24 protein-coding genes are annotated in these 23,403 nt (G+C 59.4%); 16 read left to right on the top strand and 8 right to left on the bottom strand.

The window, feature by feature from the left end; translation table 11 throughout:
- The first annotated feature begins 33 nt into the window (after positions 1–33).
- Genes LAT62_RS07730 through mnhG form a run of 7 tightly spaced genes read left to right on the top strand, consistent with a single transcriptional unit; the run spans position 34 to position 5,835 of the window.
- Entirely contained in the window at positions 34–2,337 is a 2,304-nt protein-coding gene (locus tag LAT62_RS07730; RefSeq protein ID WP_293381497.1) for a putative monovalent cation/H+ antiporter subunit A, read from the top strand.
- A gap of 13 nt (positions 2,338–2,350) precedes the next feature.
- Entirely contained in the window at positions 2,351–2,776 is a 426-nt protein-coding gene (locus LAT62_RS07725; RefSeq protein WP_367120541.1) for a Na+/H+ antiporter subunit B, read from the top strand.
- Positions 2,777–2,816: 40 nt separating this feature from the next.
- Complete coding sequence (locus tag LAT62_RS07720) at positions 2,817–3,164, top strand: Na+/H+ antiporter subunit C (protein ID WP_293381491.1); 348 nt, start codon at positions 2,817–2,819, stop codon at positions 3,162–3,164.
- A complete protein-coding gene (locus LAT62_RS07715) occupies positions 3,161–4,669 on the top strand; it encodes a Na+/H+ antiporter subunit D (RefSeq protein WP_293381488.1) in 1,509 nt (502 codons plus the stop codon). The genes LAT62_RS07720 and LAT62_RS07715 overlap by 4 nt, the downstream gene beginning before the upstream one ends.
- Positions 4,666–5,139 (top strand): Na+/H+ antiporter subunit E, encoded by a 474-nt coding sequence (locus LAT62_RS07710; RefSeq protein WP_293381485.1) that lies wholly within the window; start codon positions 4,666–4,668, stop codon positions 5,137–5,139. Before LAT62_RS07715 ends, LAT62_RS07710 begins: the two co-directional genes overlap by 4 nt.
- 14 nt (positions 5,140–5,153) lie before the next feature.
- Complete coding sequence (locus LAT62_RS07705; RefSeq protein ID WP_293381525.1) at positions 5,154–5,426, top strand: monovalent cation/H+ antiporter complex subunit F; 273 nt, start codon at positions 5,154–5,156, stop codon at positions 5,424–5,426.
- Positions 5,419–5,835 (top strand): monovalent cation/H(+) antiporter subunit G, encoded by a 417-nt coding sequence (mnhG, locus tag LAT62_RS07700; RefSeq protein WP_293381522.1) that lies wholly within the window; start codon positions 5,419–5,421, stop codon positions 5,833–5,835. The genes LAT62_RS07705 and mnhG overlap by 8 nt, the downstream gene beginning before the upstream one ends.
- 3 nt (positions 5,836–5,838) lie before the next feature.
- On the opposite strand, the gene LAT62_RS07695 is transcribed toward mnhG, so the two are convergent.
- A complete protein-coding gene (locus LAT62_RS07695) occupies positions 5,839–6,699 on the bottom strand; it encodes an SDR family oxidoreductase (protein WP_293381482.1) in 861 nt (286 codons plus the stop codon).
- A gap of 221 nt (positions 6,700–6,920) precedes the next feature.
- Between LAT62_RS07695 and LAT62_RS07690 the strand changes: the two genes are divergently transcribed.
- The 7 genes from LAT62_RS07690 to LAT62_RS07660 all read left to right on the top strand — a co-directional run bounded on the left by LAT62_RS07690 (position 6,921) and on the right by LAT62_RS07660 (position 11,780).
- Positions 6,921–7,445 carry a hypothetical protein gene (locus LAT62_RS07690; protein WP_293381479.1) on the top strand — a complete coding sequence of 175 codons (525 nt, stop codon included), beginning with the start codon at positions 6,921–6,923 and terminating at the stop codon, positions 7,443–7,445.
- 39 nt (positions 7,446–7,484) lie between these two features.
- Entirely contained in the window at positions 7,485–7,817 is a 333-nt protein-coding gene (locus tag LAT62_RS07685; protein WP_293381476.1) for a DUF503 family protein, read from the top strand.
- Positions 7,818–7,832: 15 nt separating this feature from the next.
- Positions 7,833–8,240, top strand: coding sequence for a phosphoribosyl-AMP cyclohydrolase (gene hisI, locus LAT62_RS07680; protein WP_293381473.1), 408 nt, complete (start codon positions 7,833–7,835; stop codon positions 8,238–8,240).
- Between the two features lie 109 nt (positions 8,241–8,349).
- A complete protein-coding gene (locus tag LAT62_RS07675) occupies positions 8,350–9,045 on the top strand; it encodes a hypothetical protein (protein ID WP_293381470.1) in 696 nt (231 codons plus the stop codon).
- Between the two features lie 127 nt (positions 9,046–9,172).
- The gene (locus tag LAT62_RS07670) at positions 9,173–9,649 is read left to right on the top strand and encodes a peptidylprolyl isomerase (RefSeq protein ID WP_293381467.1); all 477 of its coding nucleotides are present in this window, start codon (positions 9,173–9,175) and stop codon (positions 9,647–9,649) included.
- 197 nt (positions 9,650–9,846) lie between these two features.
- Positions 9,847–10,752 (top strand): 30S ribosomal protein S6--L-glutamate ligase, encoded by a 906-nt coding sequence (rimK, locus tag LAT62_RS07665; RefSeq protein WP_293381464.1) that lies wholly within the window; start codon positions 9,847–9,849, stop codon positions 10,750–10,752.
- 2 nt (positions 10,753–10,754) lie between these two features.
- Complete coding sequence (locus LAT62_RS07660; protein ID WP_293381461.1) at positions 10,755–11,780, top strand: succinylglutamate desuccinylase/aspartoacylase family protein; 1,026 nt, start codon at positions 10,755–10,757, stop codon at positions 11,778–11,780.
- A 36-nt stretch (positions 11,781–11,816) separates the two neighbouring features.
- Here the strand turns inward: LAT62_RS07660 and LAT62_RS07655 are convergent, their stop codons facing one another.
- From LAT62_RS07655 to dgcN, 7 genes are all read right to left on the bottom strand, one after another.
- A complete protein-coding gene (locus LAT62_RS07655) occupies positions 11,817–12,668 on the bottom strand; it encodes an ABC transporter permease (protein WP_293381458.1) in 852 nt (283 codons plus the stop codon).
- Positions 12,669–12,683: 15 nt separating this feature from the next.
- Positions 12,684–13,964, bottom strand: coding sequence for an ABC transporter permease (locus LAT62_RS07650; protein ID WP_293381455.1), 1,281 nt, complete (start codon positions 13,962–13,964; stop codon positions 12,684–12,686).
- Positions 13,965–14,090: 126 nt separating this feature from the next.
- The gene (locus tag LAT62_RS07645) at positions 14,091–15,197 is read right to left on the bottom strand and encodes an ABC transporter substrate-binding protein (protein WP_293381452.1); all 1,107 of its coding nucleotides are present in this window, start codon (positions 15,195–15,197) and stop codon (positions 14,091–14,093) included.
- Between the two features lie 145 nt (positions 15,198–15,342).
- The gene (locus LAT62_RS07640) at positions 15,343–16,440 is read right to left on the bottom strand and encodes an ABC transporter ATP-binding protein (RefSeq protein ID WP_293381449.1); all 1,098 of its coding nucleotides are present in this window, start codon (positions 16,438–16,440) and stop codon (positions 15,343–15,345) included.
- 375 nt (positions 16,441–16,815) lie between these two features.
- Positions 16,816–17,673, bottom strand: coding sequence for a D-amino-acid transaminase (locus tag LAT62_RS07635; RefSeq protein WP_293381446.1), 858 nt, complete (start codon positions 17,671–17,673; stop codon positions 16,816–16,818).
- A 24-nt stretch (positions 17,674–17,697) separates the two neighbouring features.
- Positions 17,698–18,672: an N-acetyl-D-Glu racemase DgcA gene (gene dgcA, locus LAT62_RS07630; protein WP_293381443.1), complete on the bottom strand. Its 975-nt coding sequence runs from the start codon at positions 18,670–18,672 to the stop codon at positions 17,698–17,700.
- Positions 18,669–19,673 carry an N-acetyltransferase DgcN gene (dgcN, locus tag LAT62_RS07625; protein WP_293381440.1) on the bottom strand — a complete coding sequence of 335 codons (1,005 nt, stop codon included), beginning with the start codon at positions 19,671–19,673 and terminating at the stop codon, positions 18,669–18,671. The genes dgcA and dgcN overlap by 4 nt, the downstream gene beginning before the upstream one ends.
- A gap of 220 nt (positions 19,674–19,893) precedes the next feature.
- Between dgcN and LAT62_RS07620 the strand changes: the two genes are divergently transcribed.
- Both LAT62_RS07620 and LAT62_RS07615 read left to right on the top strand, forming a co-directional pair.
- Positions 19,894–21,573, top strand: a complete 1,680-nt coding sequence (locus tag LAT62_RS07620) for a formate--tetrahydrofolate ligase (RefSeq protein ID WP_293381437.1) — start codon at positions 19,894–19,896, stop codon at positions 21,571–21,573.
- A gap of 40 nt (positions 21,574–21,613) precedes the next feature.
- Positions 21,614–23,170, top strand: coding sequence for a trimethylamine methyltransferase family protein (locus LAT62_RS07615; protein ID WP_293381434.1), 1,557 nt, complete (start codon positions 21,614–21,616; stop codon positions 23,168–23,170).
- The last annotated feature ends 233 nt before the right edge of the window (positions 23,171–23,403 follow it).

Raw genomic sequence — 23,403 nt, 5'->3', positions numbered from 1 at the left:
GAAACAATCAGGTGAACGGAGACGATCCGGACAATGCTATATGCCGTGCTTTCCGGTTTCCTGCTGGCTGCGCTGGTTCCATTGGTGCATCGATCGGCGGGCCAATTCACAGGCTGGCTGCTGGCGCTGCTGCCAGCCGCGCTGACCGTCTATTTTGCATCCTTTGTACCCTTGATCAGTGGTGGCGAAGTACTGGGTCAGCAATGGACCTGGTTTCCCGGCATGGACATCCATCTCGGGTTCACTCTGGATGGCCTGTCGCTGCTGTTTGCGCTGCTGATCAGCTTTATCGGCACCTTCGTGCTGATCTACGCCGGTGGCTACCTCAAGGGCCATCCCGACCTGGGCCGCTTCTATATCGTCATGCTGTCGTTCATGGCCTCCATGCTGGGGCTTGTGCTGTCCGACAACCTGGTCGCGCTGTTTGTCTTCTGGGAACTGACCAGCATCACGTCCTACCTGCTGATCGGCTTCAATCATGAGAGCGAAAAGGCCCGCAAGTGTGCATTGCAGGGTCTGTTTGTCAGTGTGATCGGGGGCTTCTTCCTGCTGGTAGGCATCATGCTGCTGGGCATCTATGGGGGCAGCTTCAGCATTGTTGAACTGCTCAACAGCAGCGAAGACTGGTTCAGCGCCGCGCCTCTGACCCTGCTGATTCTCTGCATTCTCGGTGGCACCTTCACCAAGTCTGCCCAGTTTCCGTTCCATTTCTGGCTGCCCAATGCCATGGCCGCGCCTACGCCGGTATCGGCCTACCTGCATTCGGCAACCATGGTGAAGGCCGGTGTCTATCTGATGGCGCGCCTGAATCCGATGTTCGGGGAAGAAATGCTCTGGACAGTCATGCTCACCCTGTTCGGCGGGGTAACCATGTTCGTGGGTGCCTGGCTGGCCTATACGCATACGGATGCCAAGAAAGTACTGGCTTACTCCACCGTGATGGCACTCGGCACCCTGACCATGCTGATCGGCATTGGCACCGAGTACGCCATGATCGCTTTCGCGGCCTTCCTGCTCGGGCATTCGCTTTACAAGGGGGCGCTGTTCATGGTGGCCGGTTCGATTGACCACGAAGCAGGCACCAAGGACCTCACCAAACTGGGCGGCATGCGCAGCCTGATGCCCTGGACTGCAGGCGCCGCTCTGCTGGCCGCACTGTCACTGGCCGGTGTGCCGCCGCTGTTCGGCTTTATCGGCAAGGAGCTGATGCTCGAGGCCGTGCTGTCCGCCGGGCCTCTGCAGGGGCTTGTCGTCGCGCTGGCCGTGGTCTCCGCCATGATGACTGCGGCCATAGCCGCCGTGGTAGCGCTCAAGCCTTTCTATGGCCCTCGGGTCGAGACGCCCAAGCAACCTCACGAAGCGCCCCTGGCCATGCTCGCCGGGCCTGTCGTCCTGGCTGCTGTATCGCTTCTGTTCGGCCTGCTGCCCGGTGTCCCGGAGACCCTGCTGGTGACCGCGGCGGTCACGGCGGTGGCCGGCATGCCGCTCGATTTCTATTTGTCGCTCTGGCACGGTTTCAACCTGCCACTGCTGCTGTCGGTGGTCGGGCTGACCGGTGGTGCCATCTTGTACCGCTACTGGGATAGAACCCGCGAGCCCCTCGAGCGACTGATGACACGCCTGGATCGGTTCGCCCCGGAAACAGGCTATTTCAGGGCCCTGGATGGCATCATCTGGCTGTGTGACTGGCAGACGCGCATCCTGCAGAACGGCAAGATGGGCAACTACATGATTGTGCTGGTGATGACCACCGTGGTCATCGTGGGTTACACCCTGGCCGCCCAGCATGGCATTCAGTTCACTCTGGACTGGCAGGACATCAATTTCTACGAACTGGCCATTGTGGCCTTGCTGATGGTGACGGCCGTCTATGCCACCACCACCCGCTCCCGCCTGGGGGCGGTCGCCACCATGGGGGTACTCGGCTTCATGGTGGCACTGATCTTCATCCTGTTCAGCGCCCCGGACCTGGGTATCACCCAGGTTCTGGTCGAGACGCTGACCGTCATTCTGCTGGTGCTGGTGCTGTTCCGACTGCCCGGATTCGCGCGCTACTCGACGCTGTTCGAGATTCTGCGTGACGGCTTTGTCGCCGTTTCATTCGGCGCCCTGATGACCGTGCTGATTCTGGCCACCCTCGACGCCCGGATGTTCGAGCCGATTTCGAGCTACTTCGTCGAGGCCGCCTATCCGGAGGCGCTGGGACGCAATATCGTCAATGTGATTCTGGTCGACTTCCGGTCTCTCGACACATTGGGCGAACTGTTCGTGCTGGGCATTGCGGCGCTGGGGGTCTACTCCATGCTGAAATTGCGGGCGGAGAAGCTGAATGACTGAACCTGACAAGAAGATCATGAAGGACAACACCGTCATCCTGCATACGGCAGCGTTGGCGCTGCTGCCGCTGCAACTGTTGTTTTCGGTGTTCCTGTTGCTGCGCGGCCATGATGAACCGGGTGGCGGTTTTATCGCCGGGCTGGTCGGCGCCGGGGCTGTCGTGCTCTATTTGTTCGCCCATGGCGTGGACGCCACACGGCGCATCATTCGTTTTGACCCGCGCGACCTGCTGGGTATCGGCCTGCTGCTGGGTACGGTATCGGCCTTTCCTGCATTGCTGCGTGGCGAACCGTTTCTCACCGCACAGTGGTGGATCTTCGATCTGGCCGGCACAGAAATCAAGCTGTCGACCGTGCTGGTCTTCGATATTGGCGTCTATTTCGCAGTCGTCGGCACCATCCTGACGGTGGTGGTTTCACTGACCGAGGCCGAAGAATGAAACGTACCGGCGAACCTGACTACAAGCGACGGGAGGACATATGGAAACCCTGATGGCTTACGCCATAGGCGTTCTGTTCGGGTGCGCAGTCTACATGATGCTGCGACGCTCCATCGTCAAACTGGTGATCGGGCTGATCATCCTCAGCAACGCGGCCAACCTGCTGATCTTTGCCGTGTCCGGCATGACGCGGGGTGCCCCACCGCTGATTCCGGAAGGCATGCAACTGCCCGAAGGGGCCATTGCCGACCCACTGCCACAGGCACTGGTGTTGACCGCGATCGTCATTGCGTTCGGCGTGCTCGCCTTTTCCGTTGTGCTGATCCACCGAGCGTTTGAAGTCGTTGAAACCGATGATCTGGATCAGATGAAGGATACCGACACTTGAGTACCGAAGTCGCCCTTCCCGTCTTTATCCCGCTGCTGGCGGGTGTGCTGTCACTGATGCTCTGGCGTTCCCGCAAATGGCAGCGGCGCCTGGCAATCCTGGGGACCGGCCTGCTGCTGGCGTCGACCCTGTGGCTGCTCTCCAGCACGCTGGATCAGGGCTTTGTCGTCCTGCAGTTGGGGGGCTGGGCCGCCCCGTTCGGCATTACGCTGGTCGCCGACCTGCTGAGCGCCGTCATGGCGGTTATTACCGGCCTGATCGGTTTCGCCATCGCGCTCTACTCGCTGGGCACCATTCCCGACCGGCACGAGAAGTTCGGCTATTACCCCCTGATGCACCTGCTGCTGGCGGGTGTAGCCGGCTCTTTCCTGACCGGAGACATATTCAACCTGTTTGTCTGGTTCGAAGTCATGCTGCTGGCCTCCTTCGCACTGCTGACACTCGGTGGCGAGCGTGCGCAGATGGAAGGCGCCATCAAATACGTCACGCTGAACCTGTTCTCCTCCGCGCTGTTCCTGTCGGCCATCGGCCTGACCTATGGCCTCACCGGCACCCTGAACATGGCAGACCTGGCCTACAAGCTGAGTCAGGTCGAACATACCGGCATGGTCAATGTCGTGGCGTTGATGTTCATGATCTCGTTCGGCATCAAGGCAGCCGCCTTCCCACTGTTTTTCTGGCTGCCAGCGTCCTACCACACGCCACAGGTCGCCGTGTCTGCCCTGTTTGCCGGCCTGCTGACCAAGGTGGGCGTCTATGCCCTGTATCGTCTTTTCACACTGGTGTTTGTCGGTGACACCGGCTACACCCACACCATCCTGCTTTGGAGTGCCGCCCTGACCATGCTGACCGGGGTTCTTGGGGCGGCGGCCCAGTTCGAATTCCGCCGTATCCTGTCCTTTCACATTGTCAGCCAGATTGGCTACATCATGCTGGGCCTGGCTCTGTATACGCCGCTGGCCCTGCTGGGCGGCATCTTCTATCTGGTGCACAACATCATTGCCAAGACCAACCTGTTCCTGATCAGCGGCCTGACCTACCGCCTGCTCGGCAGCTATGATCTGAAGAAGCTTGGCGGGGTGTATCGGGAACGTCCGGGTATTGCCATTCTGTTTCTCGTTTCGGCCCTTGGCCTGGCGGGCATTCCGCCGTTGTCCGGTTTTTTTGCCAAGTTCCTGGTGATCAAGGCAGCTGTCGAAGTGGAGGCCTGGGTTGCTGTGGTTGTGGCCTTGTCGGTCAGTTTCATGACGCTCTACTCGATGATCAAGATCTGGGCTCAGGTCTTCTGGAAGCCGGTGCCCGAGGATGTGGACGCAACGCGATTGCGCAGCAAGGAACGGGACCCGGGGATGGTCTGGCTGCTGACCCCCATTATCGGACTCGCGGCCTTGGTGGTACTCTTTGGTGTCTGGGCCGAGCCGCTGTATCAGGTATCCAGCGATGCCGCCGCACAACTGCTGAATCCGGCCGGTTATATTGAAGCCGTACTGGGGGTCACACCATGATCGGTTTTTTTGCCAACGTACTGCTCGCTCTGGCCTGGACTGTGCTGTCGGGCAATCTGTCCGTACTCAACATGATCTTCGGCTTTGTGCTCGGCTATGGCGCACTGGCCATACTGCAGCCAGGCGCGCCCATACTGGCCGGCTACGCCCAGCGTGTGCCACGTTTTGTGATCTTTATACTCTTTTTCATCAGGGAGCTGGTGAAGGCCAACGTCAAGGTCGCGTTCGACGTACTGACTCCGCCCTGGCATATGCAGCCAGGTGTTATTGCCATGCCGCTGAAAGCGAAAACCGACCTGGAGATTACCATGGTAGCCAACTTGATCTCCCTGACGCCCGGTACACTCAGCCTGGACGTGTCCAATGACCGGCGGGTGCTGTTCATTCACGCCATGTTTTTGCAGGATGAGAAATCACTGCGTGATGACCTGCATGAAATTGAACGTCGCATTCTGCAGATCATGCGCTGAGGAGCCTGACCTTGATCAATCCACTAGTCATCAATCTGGTCTATCTGCTGCTGTCGCTGTCGGTGCTTCTATCGTTTATCCGTCTGGCCAAGGGGCCGTCCCTGCCCGACAGGGTTGTGGCGCTGGAACTGATCGCCACCATGGTGGTGGCCATCATCGGCGTACATGCCATTGATACCGGGGTAGCCAGCTTTCTGGATATCGCCATCGTGCTGGCACTGACGGCCTTCCTGGCGGCCATCGGGTTTGCCCGCTTCCTGGAACGCGGAGGGCCACGTGATGATTGAGATACTGGTATCCATCTTTCTGCTCAGTGGTGCCTCATTGGGCTTGCTGGCCGCCATCGGCATCATTCGTCTGCCGGATCTGCTGACGCGCATGCATGCCTCCACCAAGTCGGGCGCCCTGGGCACCGCCATGATCATGGTGGGCGTCATGCTGGCCTTCATGGAACCGGTTGTCACCTTTCGTGCCTTCGCGATCATCATGTTCATCATGATCACCTCACCCGTTGCCGCCCATGTCATCGCACGCGCCGGCTACTTTGTCGGCGTCTCACTGTGGGACGGTACGGTTAAGGACATGCTGAAGGAAAGCTATGATCCGGAGTCGCATTATCTGCGCAGCGGCTTTGAAGGCATGGATGACGATGGCGAAACGGATGACATGGATGAATCGGAGGACCAGGCCCGCTGACTTTCAGCGGGACTCCTGCTGCTTCTCGACCTGACCCTTGATGTTGTACCGACGATTCATGCCCAGTTGCAGCACCCGGTAGAGCAGCCGTCGCGGCATGTGTCTGATCAACAGACCAAGCAGTTTGTAGTGCCACCCCGGCGAGCTGACAATCCGCCCCTTCTCCAGATCACGCAGCGAGCGCTCGACCACCCAGGAAGCCGGAAAGGCCCGGGTAAGCCCGTGGTTCTTGTAGAAGGTTTCGGGGTCCAGCCCGATACGGCTGTGAAAGTCCGTCACGACAAACCCGGGGCACAGCACCTGAAAGCGGATTTCCGTATCGTGGTAAGCCATGGCGAGCGTTTCCGTGAACAGGCGGACAAAGCCTTTGGTCGGCCCATAGAGCGGGCTGCCCGCAGTGGGTATCCAGGACGCCAGCGAGGCGACGTTGATCAGCAGCCCCCGCTGCTGCTCCAGTGCCGGCAGCGCGGCATGCGCCAACTGCACAGTGGCATCCATGTGCACCCGCATCAGGCGCCGATGCTGGGCCGGGGTCATCAGGTGGAAAATGCCATCATCTGAATAGCCCGCATTGTTGATCAGGCCATACAGATCGGGCACCTCGCGCACTGCCGCCTCCAGAGCCACCAGTTCCTCTTCATCTCCCAGTTCGACCGCCTGGGTGGTGACATGGATGCCGTGGCGTTCGCGCATTTCGTCAGCCTGCGGCTCCAGCACCGACATGCGGCGCCCGGTCAGCCAGAGGTCGTGGCCCCGGGCGGCAAGTACCCGGGCATAGGCAGCACCAATGCCACTGGTGGCACCGGTAATCAGTACCAGCCGGCCATCAGCCCGGCGCTGCGGTGGTGTTATCTGCAGGTTCATGGATCACAATACTGTTCAAGGACCAAAGTCCGACTTTAGCAACCCTGGGCACACGGCGCCAGATCATCAGCGCATTGCCGATGACATTGCGGCGTCGCGCAACAAATCGCCTTGCATGTCAGCAGATCTCAAATGAATTTGCTATCATCAACTTATTGACAGAGAGATGTGGCGCCTGCGACGGCAGTCAGACAATAATAAGAAATCGGACGCACAGGGTCATGACCGAGAAACTCACAACCTATCAGGTGCTGCTGCACCGTATGGTGTATCAGAAGCTGCAGTGGCTTGATTACTATGGTGAACGGGAGGTCCCCGCCGCTACGGAGGCCTGCCACACCTTTGCCGATCTGGTGGTGCAAACCCAGGCCGACTGTCCGGACGCCTATCTGGTCAATTTGCATGATGCCTGCTTGGCACTGTGCTTCAGGTCGGGTCAGTCAGGAGCATTTGGCGAAACCCTGGGCAGGCTGTTCAACAATGCGCGTGAAATCTATATCGCACACTTCTACAGTGACCCGATTCGCGTGCTGCCGAGTGACCACCCCAGGTTCGACTGGGAAAAGCACGCCAGTCCGCCGCAGAATCCGGCTGCCATCGATGTCAATGCACTGACTGAGCCTCTACCCCCGCCCGAGCAGGTGCGGGTGCGCGCCGAACCCCCTCCACGCTGGGTCATGCCCGCCACCCTGTCCGCGGTTTTTTCACTGGCGGTCGTGTTCATTCTGATCGGGCTGGCACAGTAGCCCGCCCCGATGGCGCATGCTAGACTGACGATCCAGTAATTGACGACCCTCCGCATCATGCCGCTTGACCCCAAACCGACCCCCCATCCACCGCCCCTGTGCATACTCGAATTGCTGCTGCGCCTGGAAGGCTGCCAATCAGATCAGGAGAAGCGGCAGCGCCTGGCCCCGCTGCATCGCCACTGGGGGCGCAAGAGCCATATCGCCATTCGAGAAGAGCCCACAGAGCGCGAGCCGGAGCGCGCCGTATTGACCATAGTGATAGGATTGCACAATGAGGCCGAATCACGCCGGGAGACCGACGACCTGCTGGCCTGGTGTGAAAGAAACCTCAGCGCCTGGGTAGAAACTTATCAGGTCACCAATGCCTGAGCCGAAAGGACTTCCATGATGGACTTCAAGACACTCGAGAATCAGCCCATTGGCACACGCATCGATCTGGATCTGCTGCTGGGTCAGGTGCGCTGGAATCCGGATGGCCTCATTCCCGCCATCGCGCAGCAACAGGACACCGGAGAGGTGCTGATGCTGGCTTGGATGAATGAGCAGGCCTTGCGGGAAACGCTGAGCACGGGCCAGGTCTGCTACTGGAGTCGATCACGCCAAACCTACTGGCGCAAAGGGGAAAGCTCAGGCCATCGACAGCGCCTCGTCGAAGCCCGGCTGGACTGCGACGGCGACGCCCTGTTACTGCTGGTCAACCAGCAGGGCCCGGCCTGCCACACTTACAGACCCAACTGTTTTTACGTTCAGGTCAACGACACCGGTGGTACCATCATCTCGCAACCAGAGTGATCCACCGGATTTAGCGATAGAACCAATACGACGTACTTACAATCTGGCTTCGAACCGACTGCGTAGTTCATCTTCGTTATTGCTGCGTCATAGTGCTGAGGTTTTGACCATGTCTGTGCGTCTACACTGCTGCTGGGTTCTTGTTACCTTCATGGCATTGCCTGCGACGGCAGAAGAGGCCATTGTGGACCGTGTACGGCCTCTGATTCAGGCCCAGTATGACGCCATGGATGCGGCCATGGTGCAGCAGCCCTATTCCACGCGCTCCATCGTCGCCCGCCGCGACAATGACCCGCGCGAGGAGATCACCACCTTCCGCCCGGACCGACCGCCCGGCGAGCGGGAACGACTGGAAACCGTCAATGGCGAGCCACCAGACCGCAGCGATCAGCGGCGCTTCAATCGTCGCCCGCAGCCTGATGAGCGCGACGACCAGCCGATTCGCCTGCAGATCGACTATGACACGCTGCACCTGCTGGAACAGCAGGATGACCAGTTGCGGCTGGGGTTTTCCACTGTGCTGCTGCTGGATGGTGAAGAAAGCGACTATGGCCGGCTGTTCCGGGGCGAATTGATCTGGGATGACCGCGAAGAATTTCTCGTTCAGGTCGACATGCATCTGACTGAAGCCTTCAGCTACCGGTTCTTCAACCTGGAAGGGTTCACCGTCAGCGAGACCTTCCGCAAGCTGGACGGTCGTCTGGTGCGCGACGAATACAGCCATGATATCGAGCTGCGCAATCGGCTGCTCGACCTGTCCAATACGGCAAACATAGAATTCATTTACGACACGGATGACGTATAAGTATCGAGACATGGCCAAGCGGTTTCTTAACAAAACTGCCATTTCTTCACCCCGCCTGCATATGTTACGGTGGCAGGTTCCGCAGATTTTTGCGGTAGACATTCAAGCAGCAACACAGGATCTCGCAATGATTGCGCAAGACAAAGCGGTAGCCATTCAATATTCGGTAAAAGACGACACCGGTACACAGGTAGACAGCTCGGAGGGCCGTGGTCCCCTCTGGTACCTGCACGGGCACAACAACATCATCCCCGGCCTGGAAAAGGCGTTGGAAGGCCTGCAGGAAGGTGACGCCTTTGATGCCGACGTTCCGGCAGAAGAAGCCTACGGCGAACACCGCGAGGAACTGGTGCAGCGCGTGCCCATGGAAGCCTTCCAGGGTGTGGAGAAAGTCGAAGTCGGCATGGTCTTCAATGCCCAGACTGACGGCGGTCCCCTTCAGGTCGCCGTGACCGAAGTGGATGAAGACGCCGTGGTGGTGGATGGCAACCATCCGCTGGCCGGCAAGGCACTGGCGTTCTCCGGCAAAGTAGAAACGGTCAGAGAAGCCAGCTCCGAAGAGCTAGAACACGGACACGTACACGATGGTGACGCCGCGAACTGATCCCGCGCTGTCATTGAACTGATGCAGCCGCCGACGCCCGTCGGCCAGGCTGCGTCAGTCACCTCACCCTATTTGGGCCCCGCACCCAGTGCAGAATCACTTTACTTTTTTGCTGCATCATCGGACAGTAGGCTCACTTTGCACTCACCGGTTTATCATTGCCGCTGTCCGGTGCCCCAGCAGTCAAGGATGCCTCCATGCATATCGCCTTGCTCACTCAAGAGCCCAACAACTACACATCAACACGACTGCGTGATGAAGCGCTGGCGCGCGGGCACAGCATAGACGTCGTTGATACGCTGCACTGCTATATGGACATTGCCACGGCCAACCCGACCGTGCGTTACCATGGGGCCGAATTGCCGAACTATGACGCCGTCATCCCGCGTATCGGAGCCAGCATTACTTTTTATGGCACAGCCGTGGTGCGCCAGTTCGAAATGATGGGGACCTTTTGTGTCAATGAATCGGTGGCCATCAGTCGCTCCAGAGACAAGTTGCGGTCACTGCAGCTCATGTCTCGCAAAGGCGTGGGCATGCCCAAAACCGGCTTCGCCCATGCACCCGACAATACGCGCGACCTGGTCAAGAAGGTGGGCGGAGTGCCCGTGGTGATCAAGCTGCTCGAGGGAACACAGGGGGTCGGTGTGGTGCTGGCCGAAACCTGGAAAAGTGCCGAAAGCGTCATAGACGCCTTTTCCGGCCTCAAAACCAATATTCTGGTGCAGGAATTCATCAAGGAAGCAGAAGGCAGTGACATTCGCTGCCTGGTCATCGATGGCAAGGTGGTCGCCGCCATGAAACGCACCGCCGCCGATGGTGACTTCCGCTCCAACCTGCATCGCGGAGGTACGTCGGAAGTGGTGCGTATCACCAAGGAAGAGCGGGCGACCGCGGTCAAGGCCGCGCAGGTAATGGGCCTTAACGTCTGTGGCGTCGACCTGCTGCGCTCCAGCCGGGGCCCTCTGGTGATGGAGGTGAACTCATCGCCCGGCCTCGAAGGCATCGAACGCGCCACCGGCAAGAACCTGGCCGGCGCCATCTATCAATTCATTGAACAGCGGGCACGGCCCAACGCCACCAACACGCGTGGCAAAGGCTGACCATGGACGACCTGATCATAGGCGGTTTTCGCATCCAGCCCGGCGAGCGACGCCTGATAGAACTGCCCATTGCCAAGCTCTACACCGATACCGATGTCAATCTGCCCATCCATGTGATTCGCGGCCGACGCCCGGGCCCCACCGTCTTCGTGTCGGCGGCCATCCATGGTGATGAACTCAATGGTATCGAAGTCATCCGGCGCCTGCTCAAGGGCGACTATCGAGGATTTCGCGGCACCCTGATCGCGGTGCCCATGGTCAACGTCTATGGCGTTCTGGCCCAGACGCGCTATCTGCCCGACCGGCGCGACCTGAACCGGGCCTTCCCGGGGTCGCGCAAGGGGTCTCTGGCCGGGCGACTGGCCGACCTGTTCACCCGCGAAATAGTGGCGCAGAGCGACTACGGGATCGACCTGCACACCGGCGCCATTCATCGCACCAACCTGCCCCAGATTCGCGGCAACATGGACGATGAGGCAACCCGTGAGCTGGGCAGTGTGTTTGGCGTGCCGGTGCTGATCAACAGCGATCTCAGGGATGGGTCACTGCGCCAGGTAGCCGATGAGATGGGCGTCAAGATGCTGCTGTATGAAGCGGGAGAAGCCCTGCGCTTCGACGAGATCTGTATTAGAGCCGGCCTGCGCGGCATCGAGAATGTGCTGCGTCATCTGGGCATGTTCGGCAGTCGTCGCCGACCGCGCAAGGTGCCTACACCGGTGCTGGCCAGAGACTCCGGCTGGATTCGTGCTACAGGGTCCGGGCTGGTGATTCATCACCGGCAACTGGGCGATGCGGTCGAAGCCGGCGACCTGCTGGCGGAAATCACCTCACCCTATCACCCTGACAGCGTCAGCGTGACCGCACCCAGATCGGGCATCATCATCGGGAAGCAGCAAATCCCGCTGGTGCAGGATGGAGAGGCCATGTACCACCTGGCCTATTTCCGGCGCATGGAAACCGCCACCGAGCGGGTGGAAGCCTTCCAGACCGACTTTCAATCAGAAATCGAAGCAGAGGATGACGCCTGACAGCAGCAGTCTCTGCCACTGTCAGGCCACATTCGATCAACCCGGGCTCAGGCCCCGCAGGCGTTCCGAACGCCGACGCAACAGTTCCAGCGTGGTCAGCAGCATGATGGAAATCAGCACCAGCAGACTCGCCACGGCCAGGATGGTCGGACTGATCTGTTCGCGGATACCGGACCACATCTCGCGCGGTATCGTACGCTGCTCGACACTGGCCAGGAAGAGCACGATGACGATTTCATCAAAGGACGTGATGAAGGCGAACAAGGCCCCGGAAACAACCCCAGGCAGGATCAACGGCATCTGCACCTTGCGGAAGGTCGTGATCGGGTCTGCACCCAGACTGGCGGACGCCTTGGTCAGAGAGTTGTCGAACCCGACCAGGGTCGCCGTAACGGTAATCACCACAAAGGGAGTACCCAGAACCGCGTGGGCCAGAATAACGCCCGGGAAAGTACCTGCCAGATTCACGCTGGAATAGAAGAAGAACATACCGGCAGCGGAAATGATCAGCGGCACAATCATCGGTGAAATCAGCAACCCCATGATCAGGCCCTTGTAGGGCATCTCGGAACGCGACAGCCCAAGCGCGGCCAGTGTGCCCAGAGTAGTCGCAATTATCGTGGAAAACACACCGATAAACAGAGAATTGCGGATGGACCGCATCCACTGGGAAGACGAGAACAACTGCTCGTACCAGCGCAACGAGAAACCTTCCGGGTTCAGTGTCAGCATTTCAGTGGTAAAGGTGAAATACGGCTGCGCATTGAAACTGAGCGGCACCATGATGATGATCGGCGCAATCAGGAAGAAAAAGATCAGGCAGCAGATGAAGCGAAAGGCGTAATACCAGAAGCGCTCCAACGGACCTGCATAAGTCGGTAATGCCATTGTCGAAATTCTCCCTTAACCCAGTTTGATGTCTGCACCGACCAGCTTGTTATAAGCCCAGTACAGTATCAGTACACTGATCAGCAGCATGGAGCCCAGAGCAGCGGCGAGACCCCAGTTCAGGGAGGTCTGCATATGATAGGCAATCATGTTGGAAATCATGCGCCCGGACTGTCCGCCTACCAATGCTGGCGTGATGTAGTAGCCGATGGAGATGATGAACACCAGCACCCCACCGGCGCCGATGCCGGGCAGTGTCTGCGGCACATAGACCCGCCAGAAGGCCGTCCAGTTGTTGGCCCCCAAACTGCGCGCGGCGCGCAGATATGATGGCGGAATGGTTTTCATCACGCTGTAGAGCGGTAACACCATGAAGGGCAGCAGTATGTGCGTCATGGCGATGATAGTACCCGTCATGTTGTACATCAGGCTGAGCCGGTTTCCGGTGTCTATGATGCCCAGGTTGACCAGAGACGAATTGATCACCCCCTGCTGCTGCAGCAAGACAATCCAGGAGGTGGTGCGCACCAGCAGGGACGTCCAGAACGGCAGCAACACCATAATCATCAACAGGTTGGCATAGCGCATGGGCAGGTGCGCCATCCAGAAGGCAATCGGAAAACCGAGCAGCATGGTCAGCACCAGAATCACCGCGCTCATGGCGAAGGTGCGCCCGAACAGATTCATGTAGATCCGCTGGTGCTCGGCTCGCATCTCGATACTGCCATCGGCGGCATAACGCCGATCCGTCGCGGCAACGTAGTAGGACGCCGTCAACGGGCGGCCTTCGCGCTTGATGATCTGGTAAATATCGGGATTGCCCCAGAGCCGATGAGCGTCCAGGAACTGCTCCTTGTAGGGGGGTTCCATGTCGGCCACAGTGCGCGCTGTGCGGGTGAATGCCCCGCGCGCGGCGCTGATCTCGTAATTGAGACGGACCGCCAGTGGCCCCACCCGCCGGTTTTCCTGGGCAATTGCAAGATCTTCACGGAGGGCGGCGAACACCGGTTCATCCGGTACGTCCTGCCCGTCCCAGTCCTGCATGGCTTCCAGAGTGCGCGGCAAGGTATTGATAATGGTCGGGTTGTCGACACTCCGCCACATCATCTGGCCGATAGGTACGATAAAGCTGACTATCAGAAACAGCAGCAGCGGCGATACAAATGCGAAAGCAATAATCTTGCGGCGACGCTCCGCCGTCTTCAGACTGGCTTTCAGTGGCCTGCCATCTGCAGTAACCAGCTTGCCGTCGCGCATGTGATCATTCGGCGAGGCTTCGCTTGCGCTCTGTTGCATGAGGGTTTCCTATTTCCACAGTCGTGTGGTGCTACAACGTCAGGCCCGCCCGGCGTCCGAGCCAGCCCGATTCAATTCAGAGCCCGAGGGGCCGACGCCAACAGGCGTCGCCCCCGGGCATTCAACTTACTGAAGCATCCAGTTGGCGAAGCGCTCACGCAGCTCGTCGCCGTAGTCTGTCCAGAAGTCGTTATCCAGCAGGATCGGTGAGAAGTAGTTGTCCGGGTTGGTCGGCATGTGTTCGTTCATGTCGATACCCAGATCAGCATGATCTCCGACCAGCGGTGCTGAAGACGCACGTGCCGGACCATAGGAGATGTACTTGGCCTGATCCGCCAGACGCTGAGTGTCAGTCGCCCAGTACAGGTAGTCCATGACCGCGTCTATGTTCGGGCCATAGGGTACTACCCAGCCATCCCACTCAACGACCTGACCATCCCAGATGATTTCGAACGGCTGACCTTCAACCTCGGAGGCGTCAAAGATACGGCCGTTGTAACCGGTAGAGAAGGCTACTTCCTGGTCTGCCAGCAACTGCGGTGACTGTGCACCTTCTGTCCAGAAAATCAGGTGGTCCTTGATGGTATCCAGCTTGGCGAAGGCACGATCCTGACCTTCCGGTGTTTCCAGAACGTCATAGATGTCGTCCGGGTGTACGCCATCCGCATACAGGGCCCACTCCAGGTTCACACCGGGACGGTCCTGCAGGGCACGACGACCGGGGAAGTCTTCAACATTGAAGAAGTCGTCAATGCTGTTCGGCTGGTTGTCTTCCGGGAACATCTCGGTGTTGTAGGCAACAACCGTGGAGTAAACGATCTGCGGGATGAAGCACTCACCCAGGCTACCGGGCAGGAAGTCTTCGCTGGCCGGTGTGCCGTCAGGAGCAGACGCCAGCATTTCGTCATGATCGATCGGCATGATAATGCCTTCGTCACAGGCCAACTGGGCATCCGAAGGCAGCATGTCCACCAGGTCCCAGGAGATGTTGCCCGCCTGGCTCTGGGCACGCAGGCCCGCCAACGCATTCGCGGAACCATCATCATTCGAGATGCTGACGTGCGGATTCTCTTCCATCCAGGGGTTGTGATAAGCGCGCACCTGGCTTTCAGTGTAGGCACCGCCCCAGGAGACGATGGTCAGGCTGACCGGGGTCTGCGCCACTACATAGGCGCCGGTGGCCATGGCGACTGCGGCTGTGACACCCATTATCTTGTACTTGGGATTTCTCATCTGTTCGTCCTCGTTGCGTTGGTAATTGGGCGACTCTAGCTGGGCCCATTTCTTATGTTGTCGGTTCTTGTTTTAAGCTGCGTGCCTTCCCGGCCATCCAGCCGGCAACCCCGTCAGCCCACTATGCCTGTGGCAATGGCCGTTCTCAGGCGTCCAGTGCCCGGCAATCCTCTTGCGACCAGCCCACGCGAATGGACTGGCCTTCGGATACGATATGCTGATCCGCCGCGTTCGGCAGTTTCATGATGAAATCGCTGGTTCCGCAAATGCTCAGGCGTGAGCGGATGTGGTCGCCCAGGTAGATCAACTCTTCAACACGCGCTTCGAAGCTGTTTTCCGGAGTCGCCTTGCCATCGATCATGAAGGCCCGCTCCGGGCGCAGTGACAAGGTGGTGCGCTCGCCGACATCGCCTACATTGACGCGTAGCGCCTTCACCAGGGATCCGTCGGCCAGCTTCACGTCCGCATAGTCGCCGTTTACCGCTTCAACGGTGCCGTTCATCTTGTTGTTTTCACCGATGAACTGGGCGACAAACGCATTCTCGGGGCGCTCATACAAGTCAGCCGGCTTGGCCAATTGCTGGATGCGACCGTCATCAAACACGGCGATGCGGTCTGACATGGTCAGGGCTTCAGTTTGATCGTGCGTCACATAAACGACGGTGACCCCGAGCTGTTCATGCAGATGCTTGATCTCGTACTGCATACTTTCACGCAGATTCTTGTCCAGCGCGCCCAACGGCTCATCCATCAGGACCAGCTCCGGCTCGAACACCAGAGCCCGTGCCAGCGCCACGCGCTGCTGCTGACCACCGGACAACTGGGCCGGACGGCGACCGATGAAGTTTTCCATTTGCACCATGGCCAGCGCACGCTTGATTTTCTCTTCGCGCTCGCTCTTGCCCATACCCCGAACCTCCAGCGGAAAACCGAGGTTCTCGCCAATGGTCATGTGCGGAAAAAGGGCGTAGTTCTGGAATACCATGCCGATGCCACGCTTGTGCGGCGGGATATTGTTGATAGGCTTGCCGTCGATGAGGATCTCGCCGAAGGTGGCGGTTTCGAACCCGGCCAGCATCATGAGGCAGGTGGTCTTGCCGGATCCTGACGGCCCTAGCATGGTCAGGAATTCGCCTTTGTCGATGGCCAGGTTGAGGTCCTTGACCACCAGCTCTTCACCATCATAGGTCTTCTGGACCCGATCAAACACTACATACGGATCTGAATTGTCAACGTGCTCCAAGGGAGGCCTCCTAAGCCGAATTCTTGTTGATCGCTTCCTGTGCACTCTCACGCTGACGAGCACCAACATCGCAAACGAACTGATCGCGATTGCGAGTCGTTGCGCGTCATCTTGTCAGTGGCCAGTCAGAAGCTGACCGTTTTACCGGTTCAAGGCTTGTTATTGTTTACTGCCTTGTGACCGGAAGGCTAGGCAATTGCGGTGATCAGACCGCGATTGATTTGCCAGTTGCTGAGCAGGCATAACATTTCGTCATACCTTTATGTTCACTATACATTTAATCACTTGAGCCAGATTGCGCAACCCATAGCTGATATTTTTCTTAACAAAAATACGTCCACCACCCCGAGGATACCGAGACGACGCTTTCAGTGATCAGGATTCAACCCCATGCTGCCGCGCTCGTTCGATGTAAAGGGCGCGCAAGCGATTTACCAGAGGCCCCGGGGTTCCTGAACCAATCTTTACACCATCAATTTCAACTACCGGCATTACAAACGCGGTTGCCGAGGTCAAAAAAGCCTCATCGGCCGCCTGAGCTTCTGCCACCGAGAAGGGTCTTTCTTCCACCGACATACCGGTTTCATCCGCCAATGCCAGAACCGCCAGGCGGGTAATGCCCGGCAGTATGCGCGGACTCAGTTGCCGGGTAATGATTTTCTCACTCTTGATGATGTAGGCGTTGTTGGAAGTGCCTTCAGTCACCAGGCCTTCCTCGACCATCCAGGCATCATCTGCCCCGGCCTGCCGGGCCATCATTTTGCCCATCGACGGATACAGCAATTGCACCGTCTTGATGTCCCGGCGCAGCCAGCGCAGGTCATCAATGGTCTTGATGGTCAGACCGCGCTGCGCGGCCGGGTTGTCGAGCAATCCTTTGGCCTGGGTGAACAAAACCACGGTGGGCACCAGATCGTCCGACCAGGCAAAATCGCGATCCTCTGCACCCCGTGTGACCTGCAGGTAGATCAGGCCTTCGGTCAGTCCATTGCGCCGTCTGATCTCCTCGTGCAGTGCGGTCCACTCTTCCATGGTGTGGGGGTTCGGAATATCCAGCTCGGACAGGGAGCGAGCAAGGCGCTTGCAGTGCCGTTGGAAATCAATCAGACCACTGTCCAGCACGGAAGTGACCTCATAGACACCATCGGCCATCAGAAACCCGCGATCGAACACCGACACCCGGGCGTCCTCTTCCGGGTACCAGTTGCCGTTGACATAAACCGTTCTGCTCATTGCATGTCCTCTGTTGTAGTCTGCTCAGCCCCAAAGTGCGCGTGCCGGCGGATGAACGCCCTGCGCGTCATAGCGCAACGGGCTGGCGCGATCTTCAGCCAGCAGCAGGGGGCCGTCCAGGTCGGTAATGGCGACGCCCTGAGCCACCAAAACCGCCGGCGCCATGGCCAGCGAGGTGCCGACCATGCACCCCACCATGACCTGAAAGCCGTTTTTCAGCGCGGCAGCCTTGAGCGCCAGCGCTTCTGTCAGGCCGCCAGTCTTGTCCAACTTGATATTGACCATGTCGTAGCGCCCTGCCAGCGCCTGCAGGCTTTGACGATCATGACAGGATTCGTCGGCACAGACCGGCAGCGGGCGATCCATCTCGGCCAGCAGTTCGTCCTCGCCAGCCGGCAAAGGCTGCTCGACCATGGTAACCCCCAGACGCAGCAGATGCGGCGCCAGCTCCCGATACACCTCAGCCGTCCAGCCTTCGTTGGCATCCACGATAATCCGCGAGTCCGGCGCTCCGGCACGCACGGCCTCCAGACGCGGCATGTCGTCCGGTGTACCCAGCTTGATCTTGAGCAGCGGACGATGCGCATGGCGGGCGGCTGCATCCTGCATGCGCTCCGGCGAGTCCAACGACAGAGTGAATGCCGTGACTTCAGGTTGTGGCGGCGGCAGGCCGGCCAGCTCCCATACCCGGCACTCCCTCTGGCGGGCTTCCAGGTCCCACAGTGCACAGTCGACTGCATTGCGCGCTGCGCCTGGTGGGAGCAGCGATTGCAGGCTGCTGCGGTCCAGTATTACCGGCAACGAAGTGATCTGCGCGGTGACACTGTCCAACGTTTCGTCATAGCGGGCATAGGGCACACACTCACCGCGCCCGACAACACCTTCCGACTCGGCCTCAACAGTCAGCACGCTGGCTTCCGTGCGCGAACCCCGGGCAATGGTAAAGACCTCGGCCAAGCGAAAGGACTCCGCCCGAACGCTCAGTGTTACCCGGCTCACGACAACTCATCCAGCGCTTCTACCAGTCGCGCCGCCCCATAGCGATAGGGGTCTACCGTGGGCAGTCCCATACGGGCTTCCACTTCGGTCAGGTATTTTTCCGCCAGCGCTTCGGTCAGCCCGGCTGTGTTGATGGATATGCCGACCACCTTGCACTCGGGGTTGGCGATATGGGCCATCTGCAGAGACAGATCACGCAATGCCTCCAGAGTCGGCAATTCATAACCCGGAAGACCGCGCATATGTTCCCTTGTCGGCTCATGACAGAGAATCAGCGCGTCGGGCTGGCCCCCGTGAATCAGCGCCAGAGTGACCCCGGAATAGGAGACATGAAACAGCGAGCCCTGCCCTTCTATCAAATCCCAGTGATCCGGGTCGTTGTCCGGAGTCAGCCACTCCACCGAGCCGGCCATGAAGTCGGCCACCACTGCATCGAGCGGGATCCCCTCACCGGTGATCAGAATGCCGGTCTGCCCGGTGGCGCGAAAGCTGGCCTTCATGCGGCGAGCTTTCATTTCCCGGTGCATGGCAAGGCCGGTATACATCTTGCCCACCGAGCAGTCGGTACCCACGGCCAGGCAACGCTTACCGGTTCTCTTCCTGCCGTTGGCAATGGGGTACTCGACCTGCGGCACCCTCACATCGAACAACTGTCGGCCGTGCTTTTCGGCAGCGGCCACCAGCCGGGGCTCGTCGACCAACAGATTGTGCAGCCCGGAAGCCAGATCGAAGCCGGCGGCCAGTGCCTCTTCCAGCACATCCAGCCAGGCCTCGGAGATGACACCTCCACGATTGGCCACACCGATTACCAAGGTTCTGGCACTGGCGTCGAGTGCGGTTTGCAGGCCCATGTCCGGCAGACCGAGATCGGCCTTGCAACCCGGGAGGCGCAGTTGCCCGAGTGCGTATTCCGGTCGCCAGTCTTTGATGCCCTGAGCCACTTTGGCCGCCAGGGCGTCCGGCGCGTCGCCGAGAAACAACAGATAAGGTGTATTGATCATGTTACAGCTCTCCCTGGCATTCCGCCGGCAGTCAGTTGTGATGTCCCCCATGATAGATGAGGCTGGACGATTAGAGAACCTGCGGCGCCTTTGGGCATGACTGTGTCGTAAGCAGGAAATTACGCCCAAAGGAAAGTGCCATGATGCGATGACACACGGCCAATGCCCTGTCCTGACCGACTGGCGCAGACCCTTCACTGAATCCAGGAGACACGTGAGCATGCCCTCTTTCCCCTCTGATATCGAGATTGCGCGCGGCGCTGACATCAAGCCTATCACCGACATTGCGGCCGGCCTCGACATCCCTTCCGATGCGCTGCTGCAGTATGGCCACTACAAAGCAAAACTGAGCGAAAAGTTTCTGCGTCAAACGGGTGAGCGGCAAGATGGCAAACTGATTCTGGTGACCGCCATCACGCCCACACCGGCGGGTGAAGGCAAGACCACTACCTCCGTGGGTCTGGGCGATGCACTCAACCGTATCGGCAAGAAAACCATCACCTGTCTGCGCGAACCCAGCCTGGGGCCCTGCTTCGGGGTCAAGGGCGGTGCCGCCGGTGGCGGCTATGCGCAGGTGATTCCGATGGAAGACATCAACCTGCACTTCACCGGTGACTTTCATGCCATTGGCAGTGCCCACAACCTGCTGGCGGCCATGGTGGACAATCACATACACTGGGGCAATGAACTGAACATCGACCCGCGCCGCATCTTCCTGCGTCGGGTGGTCGACATGAACGACCGGGCGCTGCGCCACATCATCAACAGCCTGGGTGGCGTCGGCAACGGCTATGTGCGCGAAGACGGCTTCGACATCACTGTGGCCTCCGAGGTCATGGCCATTTTCTGTCTTTCCCGCTCACTGGAAGAACTGGAAGAGCGGCTGGGCAAGATCATTGTGGCCCAGACCCGGGAGCGCAAGCCGGTCACCGCTGCCGAGCTGAAAGCCAACTCGGCCATGGCCGTGCTGCTGCGCGAGGCGTTCAGCCCCAATCTGGTACAGACTCTGGAAAACAACCCGGCGTTCATTCACGGCGGTCCCTTTGCCAACATCGCCCATGGCTGCAACTCGGTCATGGCCACCACCACGGCGTTGAAACTCTCCGATTATGTGGTCACCGAAGCCGGCTTCGGCGCTGATCTGGGCGCCGAGAAATTCTTCGACATCAAATGCCGCAAGGCCGGCCTGCACCCCAATGCGGCCGTGGTGGTCGCCACCGCCCGCGCACTGAAAATGCACGGCGGCGTCTCCCGCGAGGACCTGGGTCAGGAAAATGTCGAAGCCGTTGTTCAGGGCTGCGAAAACCTGGCGCGCCACATCCGCAATGTAAAGACCTTCGGCGTGCCGGTGGTGGTCGCCATCAACCGCTTCCACAATGACACCGATGCCGAACTGGAGGCGATTCGCGAGGTGGTCGCAGAACAGGGCTCCGAGGCCATCATCTGCACCCATTTCAGCGACGGCAGCGCCGGCGCTGAAGAGTTGGCTCATGCCGTGGCCAAGCTGGTCGACGGTGGCGTCAGCCAGTTCGCTCCGCTCTACAGCGACGAACTGCCGTTGTGGGAAAAAATCCGTACCATTGCCACCACCCTTTACGGCGCGCACGACATCATGGCCAACCAGAAGGTGCGTGACCAGATTCATGAATTCCAGGAAGCAGGCTACGGCCACTTCCCGATCTGCATGGCCAAAACCCAGTACAGTTTTTCCACCGATCCGGATTTGAAGGGCGCACCCTTTGATCATGAAGTGCCCATCCGTGAAGTGCGCCTGTCCGGCGGTGCCGAGTTCCTGGTGGTGGTCTGTGGTGATGTGATGACCATGCCGGGCCTGCCGCGCAACCCGGCCGCCGAGCACATTGGTCTGGATACCGAAGGCAATATTGTAGGGCTGTCCTGAGACGCCCGCCAACCCGCACGCAACTGAAGAGGACTGAGCCATGACCACTAAAACTCGACGCCGTCGCGGTGGCGGCAGCGCAGACCGCCGCGCCAGAGCGTCCGCTCCGGTCGAGATCGTTCCCTACATCACTCGGAACATCCCGGTCTTCGAGGTTCTGGACGAAGACGGGCTGGCGCTGATTGAGCACAATGCCGATCGTATTCTGGAGGAGATCGGCATCGAGTTCCGGGGCGACCCGGAAGCGCTCGACCTGTGGCGCGCGGCCGGTGCCGATGTGCAGGGTGAGCGGGTGCGTATGCCCAAAGGCCTGTGCCGCCAGTTGATTCAGGACAATGCACCACGCGAATTCACCCAGATTGCACGCAATCCTCTGCGCAATGTGCAGATCGGCGGCAAGAACACGGTGTTTGCACCGGCCTATGGCAGCCCCTTTGTGCGCGATCTGGACAAGGGCCGCCGCTATGCAACCATTGAAGACTTCCGCAATTTCGTCAAGCTGGCCTACATGACGCCCAGCATCCACCATTCGGGCGGCACCATCTGCGAACCGGTCGATCTGCCGGTGAACAAGCGCCACTTCGATATGGTCTACAGCCACATGAAGTATTCCGACAAGGCGTTCATGGGGTCAGTCACGCACCCGGAGCGCGCCCAGGATACTGTGGAGATGGCGAAGATCCTGTTTGGCGACCGCTGGCTGAACCCGGAAACGGGCGAGCCCAACACGGCTATCATCAACCTGATCAATGCCAACTCGCCCATGACCTTCGATGAAACCATGCTGGGAGCAGCCAAGGTCTACGCGCGGAACAATCAGGCCTGCATCATTTCACCGTTCATTCTGGCCGGTGCCATGTCGCCGGTCACTGTGGCCGGTACCGCAACGCAAACACTGGCCGAAGCGCTGGCCGGCATGGCCTTCTGCCAACTGGTCAAGCCGGGCGCGCCGGTGATCTTCGGCAGCTTTGCCAGTTCCATGTCGATGCAATCCGGGGCGCCGACCTTCGGTACCCCCGAGCCGGCTCTGGTGCTGTATGTGATGGCCAATCTGGCGCGTCGCCTTGGTGTGCCGTTCCGCTCCGGCGGATCACTGACCGGATCCAAGATCCCCGATGCCCAGGCGGCCTCAGAAAGCGCCAATACGCTGTTGCCGACGACATTGGCCGGGGTCAATTTTGTGTTGCACGCGGCCGGTTGGCTGGAAGGCGGTCTGGCAATGGGCTATGAAAAATTCATTCTGGATGCTGATCAGACGGGCATGATGCAGACAATGCTGAAAGGGGTGGATCTGAGCGAAAACGGTCAGGCGATGGATGCGATTCACGAGGTGGGGCCGGGCAGTCATTATCTGGGTAGTACTCATACGCAGAACAACTTTCAGACGGCGTTCTACCGCTCGCCCATTGCGGACAACAACAGTTTCGAGCAGTGGGATGCCGATGGCGCTTTGGAAGCAACGCAGCGGGCAAATGCACGCTGGAAGAAGCTGCTCTCGGAGTATGAAGCGCCCGAACTCGACCCGGCAGTCGACGAGGCACTCGTGGCCTGGATGGACAAGCGCAAGGCCGAGTTTCCGGACTCCAATATCTCCTGAGGTGGCTTGATTGTGGGCTGTGGCCCTTGGCCACGCATTGCGCGGCCAGCCTCAGGAGAGGCTGTGCCGCCTGATGGCGGGGTACACTGCCCTTGACAGGCTCTTACCTCTCTGTGGCTGAGTGGCCCGACCGGTCAGCAGACCGCGAACAGTGGCGCCTTGTTTCCGGCTGTTGCTGGCCCCCGTCGGGCGGGCCACAACTCGCTGTCGCTCAGACATCTGTCCCGCTGATC

This window comes from Natronospirillum sp. (assembly GCF_022565775.1).
Taxonomy (GTDB): Bacteria; Pseudomonadota; Gammaproteobacteria; order Pseudomonadales; family Natronospirillaceae; genus Natronospirillum.
Note: the sequence above shows the minus strand (reverse complement) of the source record. Positions and strands in the feature narration are given on the sequence as shown.

Bases quoted from the DNA above. Each gene is read 5' to 3' on its own strand.
- LAT62_RS07730 (WP_293381497.1), top strand. From the start codon at position 34: ATGCTATATGCCGTGCTTTCCGGTTTCCTGCTGGCTGCGCTGGTTCCA.
- LAT62_RS07720 (WP_293381491.1), top strand. From the start codon at position 2,817: ATGGAAACCCTGATGGCTTACGCCATAGGCGTTCTGTTCGGGTGCGCA.
- LAT62_RS07710 (WP_293381485.1), top strand. From the start codon at position 4,666: ATGATCGGTTTTTTTGCCAACGTACTGCTCGCTCTGGCCTGGACTGTG.
- mnhG (WP_293381522.1), top strand. From the start codon at position 5,419: ATGATTGAGATACTGGTATCCATCTTTCTGCTCAGTGGTGCCTCATTG.
- LAT62_RS07695 (WP_293381482.1), bottom strand. From the start codon at position 6,699: ATGAACCTGCAGATAACACCACCGCAGCGCCGGGCTGATGGCCGGCTG.
- LAT62_RS07690 (WP_293381479.1), top strand. From the start codon at position 6,921: ATGACCGAGAAACTCACAACCTATCAGGTGCTGCTGCACCGTATGGTG.
- hisI (WP_293381473.1), top strand. From the start codon at position 7,833: ATGATGGACTTCAAGACACTCGAGAATCAGCCCATTGGCACACGCATC.
- LAT62_RS07675 (WP_293381470.1), top strand. From the start codon at position 8,350: ATGTCTGTGCGTCTACACTGCTGCTGGGTTCTTGTTACCTTCATGGCA.
- LAT62_RS07670 (WP_293381467.1), top strand. From the start codon at position 9,173: ATGATTGCGCAAGACAAAGCGGTAGCCATTCAATATTCGGTAAAAGAC.
- rimK (WP_293381464.1), top strand. From the start codon at position 9,847: ATGCATATCGCCTTGCTCACTCAAGAGCCCAACAACTACACATCAACA.
- LAT62_RS07660 (WP_293381461.1), top strand. From the start codon at position 10,755: ATGGACGACCTGATCATAGGCGGTTTTCGCATCCAGCCCGGCGAGCGA.
- LAT62_RS07655 (WP_293381458.1), bottom strand. From the start codon at position 12,668: ATGGCATTACCGACTTATGCAGGTCCGTTGGAGCGCTTCTGGTATTAC.
- LAT62_RS07650 (WP_293381455.1), bottom strand. From the start codon at position 13,964: ATGCAACAGAGCGCAAGCGAAGCCTCGCCGAATGATCACATGCGCGAC.
- LAT62_RS07645 (WP_293381452.1), bottom strand. From the start codon at position 15,197: ATGAGAAATCCCAAGTACAAGATAATGGGTGTCACAGCCGCAGTCGCC.
- LAT62_RS07635 (WP_293381446.1), bottom strand. From the start codon at position 17,673: ATGAGCAGAACGGTTTATGTCAACGGCAACTGGTACCCGGAAGAGGAC.
- dgcN (WP_293381440.1), bottom strand. From the start codon at position 19,673: ATGATCAATACACCTTATCTGTTGTTTCTCGGCGACGCGCCGGACGCC.
- LAT62_RS07620 (WP_293381437.1), top strand. From the start codon at position 19,894: ATGCCCTCTTTCCCCTCTGATATCGAGATTGCGCGCGGCGCTGACATC.
- LAT62_RS07615 (WP_293381434.1), top strand. From the start codon at position 21,614: ATGACCACTAAAACTCGACGCCGTCGCGGTGGCGGCAGCGCAGACCGC.